Origin of the sequence: Streptomyces sp. NBC_01465 (assembly GCF_036227325.1) — a bacterium.
Taxonomy (GTDB): Bacteria; Actinomycetota; Actinomycetes; order Streptomycetales; family Streptomycetaceae; genus Streptomyces.
Genome location: NZ_CP109467.1, coordinates 861,234 through 873,936, shown reverse-complemented (window position 1 = coordinate 873,936; position 12,703 = coordinate 861,234). Strand labels below are relative to the sequence as shown.

General features: G+C 70.1%; 12 protein-coding genes. 5 read left to right on the top strand and 7 right to left on the bottom strand.

Annotated elements, in window-relative coordinates; all coding sequences use genetic code 11:
- Window positions 1-70 precede the first annotated feature (70 nt).
- Window positions 71-1,357, bottom strand: a complete 1,287-nt coding sequence (locus OG707_RS03820; protein WP_329114318.1) for an ABC transporter substrate-binding protein — start codon at window positions 1,355-1,357, stop codon at window positions 71-73.
- A gap of 316 nt (window positions 1,358-1,673) precedes the next feature.
- On the opposite strand from OG707_RS03820, the gene OG707_RS03815 reads away from it, so the two are divergent.
- The 4 genes from OG707_RS03815 (at window position 1,674) to OG707_RS03800 (ending at window position 7,590) form a co-directional block, all read left to right on the top strand.
- On the top strand, window positions 1,674-3,893 hold the full coding sequence (locus tag OG707_RS03815) for a glycoside hydrolase family 9 protein (RefSeq protein ID WP_329114317.1): 2,220 nt from the start codon (window positions 1,674-1,676) through the stop codon (window positions 3,891-3,893).
- Between the two features lie 74 nt (window positions 3,894-3,967).
- Window positions 3,968-4,876 (top strand): glycoside hydrolase family 6 protein, encoded by a 909-nt coding sequence (locus OG707_RS03810; protein WP_329127601.1) that lies wholly within the window; start codon window positions 3,968-3,970, stop codon window positions 4,874-4,876.
- A 187-nt stretch (window positions 4,877-5,063) separates the two neighbouring features.
- Window positions 5,064-6,527: a GuaB1 family IMP dehydrogenase-related protein gene (locus tag OG707_RS03805; protein ID WP_329127600.1), complete on the top strand. Its 1,464-nt coding sequence runs from the start codon at window positions 5,064-5,066 to the stop codon at window positions 6,525-6,527.
- Between the two features lie 187 nt (window positions 6,528-6,714).
- Complete coding sequence (locus OG707_RS03800; protein ID WP_329114315.1) at window positions 6,715-7,590, top strand: RNA polymerase sigma factor SigF; 876 nt, start codon at window positions 6,715-6,717, stop codon at window positions 7,588-7,590.
- A 16-nt stretch (window positions 7,591-7,606) separates the two neighbouring features.
- Here the strand turns inward: OG707_RS03800 and OG707_RS03795 are convergent, their stop codons facing one another.
- The 6 genes from OG707_RS03795 to OG707_RS03770 all read right to left on the bottom strand — a co-directional run bounded on the left by OG707_RS03795 (window position 7,607) and on the right by OG707_RS03770 (window position 12,066).
- Window positions 7,607-7,978 (bottom strand): ATP-binding protein, encoded by a 372-nt coding sequence (locus OG707_RS03795; RefSeq protein WP_329114313.1) that lies wholly within the window; start codon window positions 7,976-7,978, stop codon window positions 7,607-7,609.
- Between the two features lie 97 nt (window positions 7,979-8,075).
- The gene (locus OG707_RS03790; protein WP_329114311.1) at window positions 8,076-9,290 is read right to left on the bottom strand and encodes a PP2C family protein-serine/threonine phosphatase; all 1,215 of its coding nucleotides are present in this window, start codon (window positions 9,288-9,290) and stop codon (window positions 8,076-8,078) included.
- Window positions 9,287-10,315 carry a SpoIIE family protein phosphatase gene (locus OG707_RS03785; RefSeq protein ID WP_329114309.1) on the bottom strand — a complete coding sequence of 343 codons (1,029 nt, stop codon included), beginning with the start codon at window positions 10,313-10,315 and terminating at the stop codon, window positions 9,287-9,289. The genes OG707_RS03790 and OG707_RS03785 overlap by 4 nt, the downstream gene beginning before the upstream one ends.
- Entirely contained in the window at window positions 10,312-10,791 is a 480-nt protein-coding gene (locus tag OG707_RS03780; protein WP_329114307.1) for an ATP-binding protein, read from the bottom strand. The genes OG707_RS03785 and OG707_RS03780 overlap by 4 nt, the downstream gene beginning before the upstream one ends.
- The gene (locus OG707_RS03775) at window positions 10,775-11,185 is read right to left on the bottom strand and encodes an STAS domain-containing protein (RefSeq protein ID WP_329114304.1); all 411 of its coding nucleotides are present in this window, start codon (window positions 11,183-11,185) and stop codon (window positions 10,775-10,777) included. Before OG707_RS03775 ends, OG707_RS03780 begins: the two co-directional genes overlap by 17 nt.
- Window positions 11,182-12,066 (bottom strand): STAS domain-containing protein, encoded by an 885-nt coding sequence (locus OG707_RS03770; protein WP_329114302.1) that lies wholly within the window; start codon window positions 12,064-12,066, stop codon window positions 11,182-11,184. Before OG707_RS03770 ends, OG707_RS03775 begins: the two co-directional genes overlap by 4 nt.
- A gap of 179 nt (window positions 12,067-12,245) precedes the next feature.
- On the opposite strand from OG707_RS03770, the gene OG707_RS03765 reads away from it, so the two are divergent.
- Window positions 12,246-12,701 carry an Lrp/AsnC family transcriptional regulator gene (locus tag OG707_RS03765; protein WP_329114300.1) on the top strand — a complete coding sequence of 152 codons (456 nt, stop codon included), beginning with the start codon at window positions 12,246-12,248 and terminating at the stop codon, window positions 12,699-12,701.
- Window positions 12,702-12,703 lie beyond the last annotated feature (2 nt).

Below are 12,703 nucleotides of genomic sequence, written 5' to 3'. Positions count from 1 at the left end.
CTGGGTGTGGTGCGGGCGTCGGCGGGGGCGCGGGGTGGTTCCGGCTTTCGCGCCCCGGCCGACGGCAGGGTTACTTGGCTGCGCGCTTCGCCTCGTCGACCGCCGTGTCCCAGGCGGCGTCCGGCGTGAGCTTGCCCTGCTCGATCGCGGCCAGGGCGTTGGTGACGCGGTCGTCCACCGGGAGGTTGTCGGGGCCGAGGTAGACCGGGTGCAGCGCCTTCACGCTCGCGCCGAAGATCTTTCCGACGGGGGCGTTGTTGAAGTAGGCGTTGGTGGAGCCCTGTACGGCGGGATCGTCGATGGCCTGGAGGGACGAGGGGAAGTTGCCCTTGGACTTGAAGGCGGCCGTCTGGCCCTTCGCACTGGTCAGGAACTCCGCCAGCTCGGCGGCCTCCTTCTGGTGCTTGCTCTGCTTGGGTACGGCGAGGAAGGAGCCCCCTCGTACCGCACCACTGCCGGGCACCTTGGCCACGTCCCACTTGCCGGCGCTTTCCGGCCCTGCCTGCTTCTCGATGGTGGCGAGCATCCAGGAGGGACACGGGATCGTGGCGAACGTTCCCTTCTTGAAGCCGGCGTTCCACTGCGGGCTCCACTGGGCGATGTTGCCGGACAGCTTGGCGTCGACCATCTCCACGGTCTTGTCCCAGGCCGCCTTGACGCCCGGATTGCTGTCGATGACGAGCTTGTTGTCGGTGTCGTAGTACGTGTGGTCGCCCTGCTGCATCAGGATGTTCTGGTAGATCGAGCCGGCGGAGTCGAAGAAGTGGGCGCCGGTGTCGGCGGCGGTGAACTTCTTGCCCGTGGCCAGGTAGTCGTCCCAGGTCGGCCAGAGTGCGCCGACCTGCTCGCGGTCGGTGGGCAGCCCTGCCTTCTTGAACAGGTCGGTGCGGTAGCACATGCCCTGGGCGCCGACGTCGGTGCCGAGCCCGACGAGCGTCTTACCGTCGCGGGTCAGCGCCTGCTTCCACTTCCAGTCGAGGAAGTTGCCCTTGAGCTTGCCCGCACCGTGGTCGAGCAGGTTGACGAACTGGTCGGGCTTGTCCATGAACTGGGTGAGGATGCCCTCCTCCAGGGCCACCACGTCACCGGCGCCGCGCCCGGTGGCCATCCACTGCTGGAGCTTGGGGGAGTAGTCGCCCAGCTTGGCGATGTTCTCCTCCTTGATCGTGATGCCGGGGTGGCTCGCCTCGTACTCCTTGTAGAGATCCTCGTAGCCGAACTGGGCGAAGGTCTTGACGACCAGGGTGGTCTTCCCCGAGTCGGAGGCGCTGTCGTCCCCCGAGCCGCAGGCGGCGGTGGCCATGAGCGTGCCGGCGACAGCGGTCGCGAGCAGCACTCTTCCAAGTCGAGCGGTCATGCGGGTGCCTCCAGTCTCGCCGGAGAGTTTCCGGGAGCGGTAACAATCGGAATGGCCTCGTCCGAGGCCGTTTTCACACCGTTTACCTGGGTTGACGCCACAGTCGTAGCCGGTGATGGTGTTCGCTCCCGGTCAAAACTGGGAGCGGTAACAGCCCGGAGATTAGAAGGACTTTGCCGCAGAAGGGAAGAGCCGGGACGGAGAAAGTTTCATGAGTTGAACGCGTCGAAAGCGTTGACACCTCTCGCGGCCGAGGCGAGCATCTGGCACTGACGCCGCACCGAGCCGGGATCCCTGCCATCGAGAAGGGCCCGGTATGTCCCTCAGATTCAGACTGGCCGCAGTCTGTCTGCCCCCTGCGCTGCTCGTCGCCACGACGGCGGTGCCCGCGCACGCCGCAAGCTACGAACGCGTGCTCAACGGCACGTTCGACAGCGTGAAGACTCCCTGGTGGAGCAGTGGGAACACGCCGTCCCGCGTGGAGCTGGGGCGGCTGTGCGCCGACGTCCCGGCAGGTACGGCCAATGTCTGGGACTCCATGGTCGCGGAGAACGACATCCCGCTGGAGGCCGGTCAGCCGTACACGCTGCGGTTCACCGCCTCCGCCACCAGGAGCGTCTCCGTCCACTCCGTCCTGCAGCTGGCCGCAGCGCCGTACACGACGACGCTCAACAAGACGGTCGCCCTTGGCCCCACGCCCAAGTCCTTTGAATTCACCGGGACTTCCACCGTGGCCGGCCTGCGCGGCCAGCTCTCGTTCCAACAGGGCGGCGCCACCGAAGCGTTCACCTTGTGTATCGACGACGTGTCGCTGACCGGCGGTGCCGTGGCGCCCGGCGGGGGCCGCGACTTCGGCTCTCCGGTACGCGTCAACCAGTACGGCTACACGACCTCGGGCCCCAAGAAGGCATCGGTCGTCGACGACTCGACCACCCCCGTCCCGTGGCGGCTCCTCAACGCTTCAGGTACGGCGGTCGCCGAAGGACGCACCCGCGTCCAGGGCGAGGACGCCGAGTCGGGCGACCATGTGCACCTCGCGGACTTCAGCAAGGTCCGTACCGTCGGCACCGGATACACCCTCGTCGTCGGCGACGCGTCCAGCGAGCCCTTTGCCATCGCCGACAACCCGTACAAGACGCTCGCCAAGGACGCCCTCGGCTTCTTCTACGCCTCGCGCAGCGGCACCCCGATCGAGGCGCAGTACGCCGGCGCCGCCTACGCCAGACCCGCAGGGCACGTCGGCGTCGCACCGAACAAGGGCGACACCGAAGTACCGTGCCTGCCCGGCACCTGCGACTACTCGCTGAACGTCCAGGGCGGCTGGTACGACGCCGGTGACCAGGGCAAGTACGTCGTCAACGGGGCCCTTGCAGACTGGCAGCTGATGGATTCGTACGAGCGCTCACTGCGCCAGGGCGACCGGACCGGGCGCAGCGACGGACTGCTGAGCATCCCGGAGAACTCCAACGGCGTCCCCGACGTCCTCGACGAGTCGCGCTGGGAGACGGAGTTCCTGCTGAGCATGCAGGTGCCCGCCGGCAAACCCCTGGCCGGCATGGTCCACCACAAGGTCCACGACCTGGCCTGGACCGCGCTCCCCACCCGTCCCGACCGCGACACCCAGCCGCGCTACCTCCACCCGCCGTCGACCGCCGCCACTCTCAACCTGGCGGCCGCCGGGGCCCAGTGCGCACGCGTATGGGCCCCCTACGACAGGGCATTCGCCCAGCGCTGTCTGACCGCGGCCCGGACGGCGTGGCAGGCCGCGCTCGCCCACCCCGACGTCTACGCCCCGGACAGCGACAGCGTGGGCGGCGGTGCCTACGACGACACCGAGGTCGGCGACGAATTCTCCTGGGCGGCAACGGAGTTGTACGCCACCACGGGCGACCGCCGTTATCTGCGCCACATCGACACGCAGATCACCTCCGCGGGATTCTCCTGGCGCGACACCGGAGCACTGGCCGACCTCACCGTCGTACGGCTGCCGAACCGCTTCCCCGCCCGCATGGTCGCCGCCGCCCGCAAGCGGGTCCTCGCCGTCGCCGACGGATACGTCCGCGACGAGCAGTCCCAGGGCTACCCCAACCCCTACCTGCCCGCCGACGGCGCCTACGTCTGGGGTTCCAACAGCGCCACCGCCAACAACGCCCTGGTCATCGCGACGGCCTACGACCTCACCCACCGCGGCCGCTACCGCGACGCCGTCCTGGAGTCGATGGACTACCTCCTCGGCCGCAACGCCCTCAACCAGTCCTTCGTCACCGGTTACGGCACGCGGGCCAGCCACAACCAGCACCACCGCACCTGGGCCCACCAGCTCGACGCCACCCTGCCCGCCCCGCCGGCCGGATCCCTCGCCGGCGGCCCCAACTCCGCTCTGCAGGACCCGGTCGCCCAGCAGAACCTGCCCGGTTGCGCCCCCGCCACCTGCTACATCGACGACATCTTCTCGTACTCCACCAACGAGGTCGCGATCAACTGGAACTCGGCGCTCGCCTGGACGGCGGCCTTCGCCGCATCCGCATCCCGCTGAAGCAGAGGAGAAGCACCGTGCGTTGGAAAGTCCTGCTCCGAACTGCCCTGATCTGTCTGACCGTGGCGGCCGCCATGCCCGCCGCCACCACGGCCACAGCACAGGCCACAGCCAGCCCCATCAGCCTGACCAGCGGTTTCTACGTCAACCCCAACTCCAGCCCGGCCGTGTGGGCCAAGAACAACCCCTCCGACTCCCGTGCGGCGCGCATCCAGTCGTCCATCGCGTCGAAACCCATCGCCCGCTGGTTCGCCAACGAGAGCGGAGGCATCGGCCCCGCGGTCTCCAGCTACGTCGGCGCGGCGGCCAGCCACAGCCAGCTCCCCGTCCTGGTCGCGTACAACATCCCCGGCCGCGACGCGTGCGGCGGCGAATCGTCCGGCGGGGCGGGCAGCGTCGCCGCGTACCGCACCTGGATCTCCACCTTCGCCGCGGCCGTCGCCGACCGCCCTGCGATCGTCGTGATCGAGCCCGACTCGCTGGCGGACTTCGACTGCATGACCTCGGCACAGATCAGCGACCGGCTGGCGATGATCGACTACGCCGCCCAGATGTTCCAGCAGAAGGCCCCCAACACCTGGGCCTACCTCGACGCCGGGAACGCCAACTGGGTCGATGCGACCACCATGGCCGGCCGCCTGGACTCCGCAGGGGTCCACCGGGTCCGGGGATTCTCGGTCAACGTGTCGAACTTCTACACCACGGCCGCCTCGGTGTCGTACGGGAACGCGGTCACCGCCAAGCTTGGCTCCACCCCGAAATTCGTCGTCGACACCAGCCGCAACGGCAACGGTTCCAACGGGGTGTGGTGCAACCCGACGGGGCGCAAGCTCGGCACATCACCGCAGGTGGGAGGCGGCGCCGATCTGCTGCTCTGGGTCAAGACACCAGGCAACTCGGACGGGCAGTGCGGCAGCGCCCCCACCGTTCCCGCGGGGCAGTTCAGCCCCGATCTCGCTGTCCGTCTGATCGACGGCACCTGAGCCGAGGCGCGGGGCGGGGGTCCCTGACAGCCCCCGCCCCGCGCCCGGTCACGGACCCCGCTTGGAGGATGCAACCAGCACGCACACCGCAGGCCTGGAGGAATCTCCCGGGCTGCGCAATCGTTCGGGCATGGGAGAATGAACTACGTGCTTTTTCCCCTGGCTGAAATGCCTAGGGGCCACTCCGATCGACTGGGATGTTCAGCACGTGCGTTTCCTCAATGACTTGAAGCCGCCGTACGACCTGACGTACGACGATGTATTCATGGTGCCGAGCCGCTCCTCGGTCGGCTCCCGCCAGGGCGTCGACCTGTCGGCCCCCGACGGCACCGGCACCACCATCCCGCTGGTCGTCGCGAACATGACCGCGATCGCCGGCCGCCGTATGGCCGAGACGGTCGCCCGCCGCGGCGGCATCGTCGTCATCCCCCAGGACATCCCGATCGACGTCGTCACCGATGTCATCTCCTGGGTCAAGACGCGCCACCTCGTGCTCGACACCCCGATCGTGCTGGCCCCCACCCAGACCGTCGCCGACGCGCTGTCGCTGCTGCCCAAGCGCGCGCACAACGCCGGCGTGGTCGTCGATGCCGACCAGCGGCCGATCGGTGTCGTCACCGACCAGGACCTGGCCGGAGTGGACCGCTTCACCCAGCTCTCCGACGTCATGTCCAGGGACCTGGTGCTGCTCGACGCGGACATCGACCCGCGCGACGCCTTCAACAAGCTGGACGGCGCCAACCGGCGCTACGCCCCGGCCGTGGACGCGGACGGCAAGCTCGTCGGCATCCTCACCCGTACGGGCGCCCTGCGCGCCACGCTCTACAGCCCGGCCGTCGACGCCCAGGGCAGGCTGCGCATCGCCGCCGCCGTCGGCATCAACGGCGACGTGGCGGGCAAGGCCAAGCAGCTCCTCGACGCGGGTGTCGACACGCTCGTCGTGGACACCGCGCACGGCCACCAGGAGTCGATGATCTCCGCGGTCAAGGCCGTACGGGCGCTCGACCCGCACGTCCCGATCGTCGCGGGCAACATCGTCGCCGCCGAGGGCGTACGCGACCTCATCGAGGCCGGCGCGGACATCATCAAGGTCGGTGTGGGCCCCGGCGCCATGTGCACCACCCGCATGATGACCGGCGTGGGCCGCCCGCAGTTCTCCGCCGTCCTGGAGTGCGCCGCCGAGGCGAAGAAGCACGGCAAGCACGTCTGGGCCGACGGCGGTGTCCGTCACCCGCGCGACGTGGCCATGGCGCTCGCCGCCGGTGCCTCCAACGTCATGATCGGCTCCTGGTTCGCCGGGACGTACGAGTCCCCGGGCGACCTGCAGCAGTCGGCCGACGGCCGCTGGTACAAGGAGTCGTTCGGCATGGCCTCGGCCCGCGCCGTCCGCAACCGCACCAGCGAGGAATCGTCGTACGACCGCGCCCGCAAGGCGCTCTTCGAGGAGGGCATCTCCACCTCGCGGATGTTCCTCGACCCGGCCCGCCCGGGCGTCGAGGACCTGATCGACTCGATCATCGCGGGCGTCCGCTCCTCCTGCACCTACGCCGGTGCGAGCTCCCTCGAGGAGTTCGCCGAGAAGGCGATCGTCGGCGTCCAGAGCGCCGCCGGTTACGCCGAGGGCAAGCCGCTCCACGCCAGCTGGAGCTGACCCCGACACTGCTCAACCTTCCGGCCGGTCCCCGCAGTTCGCGGGGGCCGGCCGCGGCCTTGCACACCCTTCCCTCACTCCTTCTGGCCGGATTTTCGTGAATGGACGGCGGCATACCGGGTAGTCGGGTTCTGCGAACGCACCCATGCACCGCCGGAGCAGAGCAGAAGGGGAGGACACCGTGTCCATGGCGAGCCCAGTCCCAGTCCCGACCGGAATCAGGTCATACGACAGCGGGTCGGACAGCCGGACAGAGGAGCAACTCCCGTATGTGGAGAGCCCCGCCGCGGTCGCCCCGCGCGACGCCCGAGAGCTCTCGCGGCTCTTCTTCGCGCGGCTTGCGACCCTGGAAGAGGGCACGCACGAGTACCAGTACGCCCGTAACACCCTGATCGAACTCAACCTCTCCCTGGTCAAGTTCGCGGCAGCACGCTTCCGCAGCCGCTCCGACCAGATGGAGGACATCGTCCAGGTCGGCACCATTGGTCTCATCAAGGCCATCGACCGCTTCGAGCTCACCCGCGAGGTGGAGTTCGCCACCTTCGCGATGCCGTGCATCGTCGGCGAGATCAAGCGGTTCTTCCGCGACACCAGCTGGTCGGTGCATGTGCCGCGCAGGCTCCAGGAGTTGAGGATCGCGCTCGCCCGCGCCACGGACGAGCTGTTCCAGCTCCTCGACCGGTCGCCGACGACCGCGGAGCTCGCCGCCCACCTCGACCTGCCCGAGGACGAGATCGTCGAGGGTCTGGTCGCCGCCAACGGCTACACCGCGGGCTCCATCGACATCCCGCTGGACGACGCCTCGGAGAGCGGCTCGGACTCCCTGTCCGACCGTCTCGGCGATGACGACCCCGAGCTGGAGGCCGTCGAGAACATCACCGCGCTGAAGCCGCTCGTCGAGCAGCTCGACGAGCGCGACCGTCAGATCCTGCGGATGCGGTACGGCCTTGAGATGACCCAGTCGCAGATCGGCGCCGAACTCGGCGTCTCCCAGATGCATGTGTCGCGGCTGCTGTCCCGGATCACCGCGCAGTTGCGCAAGGGGCTGCTCACCCAGGAGTGAGCCCCCCGTCCAGCGCTCAGCCGGCCGTCGCGGGCCGGGTCCAGATCGTCCGTACCGTCTTGCCGAGAGGCAGCGGGGAGATCTCGACCCGGCCCGCGAGCCGCAGCACCAGCGGCCAGCCGAAGCCGCCGCCGCCACCGAAGTCGGGCGTACGGGCGACCGGGTGGTGAGGGCTGGAGTCGTCCAGCTCCACCACCAGCTCCCCAGGGCCTGCGCTCAGCCGCAGCCGCCACCAGCCGGCGGTGTGCCGGGCGGCGTTGGCCACCAGCTCGCTGACGACCAGCAGTACGGCGTCGAGGTCCGCCCAGGGGCAGTGCTCGACGAGAAAACGGGCGGCAGCGTCGCGAGCGGTGGCACTGTCCGCCAAGGGCGAGTCCACGACAACCACGGGCGGCTCCTCAGGCATCTCCCGCTCGCATACCCCGGCTCGGCCCATCCATCACCACGGAACCGGTAGTTCGCTGCGGGCGGACAGAGCCGGCCACTCAGCGCACCCGGCGGACCGTCAGGGCGACGGTGTCGTCCGGGTGCAGGATCACCGTGCGCATCTCCGCCGCGATGGCACCGGGAATGTCCGCTATCGGCAGCGCGCGGTGGCGCCGCGCCACCTCCTGCAGCCGGATCTCGCCCTCGCGGGGATCGCGCCGGCTCTCGGTCAGCCCGTCGGTGTACAGGACCAACAGGTCGCCGGGGGCGAGGCGTTCGCGCAGCAGTCGCTCACTGCCCGGCAGCGGGAAGCCGATGCCGCGGCCCCGGACCTCCAGCAGTCGGGTGGTGCCGTCCTCACGTACGAGCAGGGCGGGCGGATGGCTTCCGTTCGCGATGAGGAGCTCGCCGGTGGCCGGGTCGAGCCTGACCAGCTGGACGGTGGCCATCACCTCGCGGTCGACGGTGGAGAGGATCTCGTCGGTCCTCGCGACGATCGACTCCACCGGGTGCCCCTCCAGGGCGAGCGTGCGGACCGCGTGGGTCACGTTGAGCGCGCTGCGGGTACTGGCCAGGCCGTGGCCGAGCGCGTCGACCACCGTGATGTGCGCGGTGCCGTCCGGGAGCAGGAACCAGTCGTAGAGGTCTCCGCCGGTCGGCGCGTCCTTCTCGGCGGGCTCGTAGTGCACGGCCATCTCCAGGCCCGCCACCTCGACCGGCGGCGGACGCAGGGCGTCCTCCAGCTGGCGCAGCATCCGGCCGTGCGCGCGCCGCAGTTGCTCGTCGCGCTCCTCCAGCTGTACGTAGAGGGCCAGCACCCCGCTGTTGGTCTCCGCCAGCTCGTGATGGAGGCGCTGGTGGTCCCGGCCGAGGGCGTCCAGCCGGGTGAGCGCGTCGCTCAGCTCCTCCTCCAGGAGGTCCGACACCGCGGGGGCGCTTCCCTCGGCGGGCGAGGACTGCAGCGGGACCCGCCAGACGGCAGCACACCCCGGCATCCGCTGCGCGGGCAGCGGCAGCCCGGTCAGGGACGGCTGGCGAGGTGCCAGCGGGGTCTGCAGCCGTACGGAGAGCATGGCGCCGCTGCCGTTGGCGGCCTCGGGGCCGGCGTCCAGCACGACCATGCGGCCCGCGTCGAGCTCACCGGCCGCCACCTGGGTCACCGCGAGAGTCAGCCGGGAACGCGTTTCGACCGGCAGCCGCAGATGGTGGGCCAGCCGGCGCAGGGTGGTGCGCAGACCGGCCAGTGAGTGGTGGGTCGTACGGTGCGGGATCATCGGTCTCTCTTCGTCACGGTCGGCCCCAGCGCGAGAACGGTCGCGTCGTCGCGGACGCGCCGGTGGCCGTGGGCCAGTGCGCCTGCCAGGAGCGGGGGCGGCAGCCGCAGCAGGAACGGTGAAGGGTCGTGCGACCAGCGGGAGTTGATGCCGTCGGAGTGGACGACCAGGGTGGCGTCCCGGTCCGTGGCGAGCCGCTCGGTGCGCGGGAGCGGCATGTTGAGGCCCACCACGCCCGGCTGGCCTCCGAACCGGCTGCGTACGCCGTCGGGCGTGACGAAATGCGCCCGGACGTTGCCGACCGAGCAGAACTCCGTCTCGCCGTCGCGCTGCCGCAGCAGACCGACCGCGGCCCCGCGGGTGCGCCGAAGCGAGCGGTTCATCGCGGCCATCACGTTGGCGAGCGGTTTGCCCGGGTCGCGGTGGAAGGCGCGCAGCGCGGCCTGTGCGGCCTCGGCCGCGGGCGGTCCGTGGCCCAGACCGTCGATCACCGCGGCGGTGCGGTCCCCGTCGGTCTCGGCGAGACCCCAGGCGTCCCCGCACTCCTCCTCGCCCTCGGCGGGCAGACAGAGCGCGCCGAAGGACCGGACGCGGCGCTCCGCCCCGGTGCCCGCCGACGGCGCGGTGAGCCGGGCGGAGATCAGGGTGCCGATGCCCGGCTTCGTACGGACCGAGAGCTCGGTGGCGATCCGGCGTACCGCTCCGAGCCCCGAACCCATGGTGCCGGTGGTGGTGAAACCGTCCGTCAGACACAGTTCGGGGTCCGCCATTCCGGGACCGCGGTCGACGGCCAGTATCTCGACGCCGGCGTGCAGGGGGAGCGGCTGGATGTACACCGAGCCGTCCTGGGCGTGGTTGGCGAGGTTGCCCGCCAGTTCGCTGGCGACGACGGCGGCCCGGTCGGGCAGGGCGCCGGGCAGGCCGTGCTCCAGCGCCGTCCGCCGGGCGGCCGCCGCCGCGAGGTGGACGGCGCTGTAGTGGTCGATCCGGATCTGTACGGAGACGGACGGCGCGGATGTCGTCACCGGGTGTTCCAGCGCAGTGCGGTCACCGTGGTGCCCCTGCCGGAGGCGCAGTCGACGGTGAACTCGTGCATCAGCCTGCGGGCGCCGCCGAGCCCGTGGCCCAGGCCCGAACCCGTGGTGTATCCGTCGGTGAGCGCCGCGTCCAGATCGATGATGCCCGGGCCCTCGTCGCGCACGGTCAGCCGCAGACCGCGCCGTGCGTCCCGGTGCAGCACCTCGATGCGCAGGGTGCCGCCCCCGCCGTGGATGTAGGCGTTGCGGGCCAGTTCACTGGCGGCGGTCACCACCCGGGTCTGGTCGACGATCCCGAATCCGGCCTCGACCGTGGCGGCGCGCACGGCATGACGTACCGTCAGCAGATCCTCCTCGGACTTCACCGAGTAGCTCTGTGCGCCGTTCTCCTGCGGGGCCGTGGCCCGGGACGCGGCGGCCAGTTCCTCCCGGCCGGGCGCCAGTCGTTCACCTGAGAGCGCCATGGGGCGCCTCCGCGGAGGGTCGGGGCATCCGCTGCCAGCCGAGCGCGGTCAGGGCCTGCTCCGCGTTGAGAGCGGTCTCCACCCCGGTCAGCTGGAGGCCCAGCTCGACCAGGGTGATGGCGACCGGAGGACGCATCCCCGCGACGATCACCCGGGCGCCCAACAGCCGCGCCATGGTGGTCAGTTCCATCAGGGTCCTGGCCACGAAGGAATCGATGATCTCCAGCCGGGAGATGTCGATGAGCACGCCGCGGGCGCCGTCGGCGGCGATCCGCTCGGTGAGCTCGTCGGTGAACGCCACGGCGGACTGGTCGTCGAGCTCATTGAGCAGACCGGTGACCAGGACGTCACCGAGCCGCAGGATCGGAACACCCGCAGGGCGCGGGGCGTTCACGATGCCTCCTTGCGGTACGGGTCCAGACCGACGGCGGGCCGGTCGGTGAGCCGGATCGCGGCTTCCAGGGCGTCGGCGAGGGTCGCCCTGGTGAGGATGGTCGACAAGTCGATGCCCAACTGTGCGATGGTCTGCGCGATGGGCGGCCGGATCCCGCTGATGACGCAGTCGGCGCCCATGAGCCTGACGGCGTTCACGGTGTGCATCAGATGCTGCGCCACGGCCGTGTCGACGGCGGGTACGCCGGTGATGTCGACGATCGCGATCCGCGCCTCGTTGTCCTGGATCGCCTGCAGCAGGCTCTCCATCACCACCTGGGTACGGGCGGTGTCGAGGGTGCCGATCAGCGGTACGGCCAGGACATGGCGCCAGAGCCGTACGACAGGGGTGGAGAGGTCCATCAGCTGGCGGCTCTGCCGCTGGATGATCTCCTCGCGGCCCTCCACGTACGTCTCGAAGGAGAGGGCACCTGCCGCGTCCAGAAGCCGGTTCACCAGAATCGCCGCGGAGAACAGCTCGGCCGCGTCCCTGGTCTTGTGCTGGACCGCCTCCAGGAGCGCCTCCTTCAGCGAGAGCACGGCCAGTGAGGTGGCGGTCGGCGTCGCACCGGCGCGCGCCCGGCGCAGCGACAGCTCTATGACCGTCCTGCGCAGATCGTTCTGCGAGGTGACGAGACGCTCCACCGGTACGTCCCCGGAGAGCCCGGTGGCCAGCGCGGAGATCAGCAGATCCGCTTCCTCGCGCAGCTCCTGCTCGCTCATGTCCGTGCCGAGGACCGCCTGTTCCCGCTGCAGACGCACCCAGCGGTCGGCGATCGCCTCTTCCTGTTCGCGCAGGGCCTCCACCAGACGGTCCCGCACACTCGACTCACTGCTGCTCACAAGCACCTCTCGCATTCATCTGTCCGACTGTTGCGGGTGTCCCGTACTTGATCCCTGAAACATCCGGGGCTGAAGTGGCCTGGGGCCGCCTCGGTGCTGTCGGCCCCGCGATCTGATCTACTGCGCGTACGGGACGCGACGCTCCCGCAACGCCCCCGCAGAGAAGTGATCACCTCGCAGTGCGCCTGAACGACCTCGACGAACGCATCGTCCACGCCCTCGCCGAAGACGCCCGCCGCTCCTTCGCGGACATCGGCGCACTCGTGGGACTCTCCGCGCCCGCGGTGAAGCGCCGCGTGGACCGGCTGCGGGCGGAGGGCGCCATCACGGGCTTCACCGTCCGCGTGGACCCCGCCACGCTGGGCTGGGAGACCGAGGGCTTCATCGAGATCTACTGCCGCAGCAACACCTCGCCCGAAGCGATCCAGCGCGGTCTCGAGCGCTACCCGGAGATCGTGGCCGCCTCCACCGTCACCGGCGAGGCGGACGCCATCGTCCAGGTCTTCGCCTCCGACATGCGCCACTTCGAGCGCGTACTGGAGCGCATCGCCGGGGAGCACTTCGTGGAGCGCACCAAGTCGGTCCTCGTACTGTCGCCGCTGCTGAGGCGCTTCTCCTCGGGCGCGCCCGCCTGAGA

Coding starts and splice junctions, on each gene's coding strand:
- OG707_RS03800 (WP_329114315.1), top strand. CDS start 6,715: ATGGCGAGCCCAGTCCCAGTCCCGACCGGAATCAGGTCATACGACAGC.
- OG707_RS03820 (WP_329114318.1), bottom strand. CDS start 1,357: ATGACCGCTCGACTTGGAAGAGTGCTGCTCGCGACCGCTGTCGCCGGC.
- OG707_RS03790 (WP_329114311.1), bottom strand. CDS start 9,290: ATGATCCCGCACCGTACGACCCACCACTCACTGGCCGGTCTGCGCACC.
- OG707_RS03815 (WP_329114317.1), top strand. CDS start 1,674: ATGTCCCTCAGATTCAGACTGGCCGCAGTCTGTCTGCCCCCTGCGCTG.
- OG707_RS03810 (WP_329127601.1), top strand. CDS start 3,968: ATGCCCGCCGCCACCACGGCCACAGCACAGGCCACAGCCAGCCCCATC.
- OG707_RS03780 (WP_329114307.1), bottom strand. CDS start 10,791: ATGGCGCTCTCAGGTGAACGACTGGCGCCCGGCCGGGAGGAACTGGCC.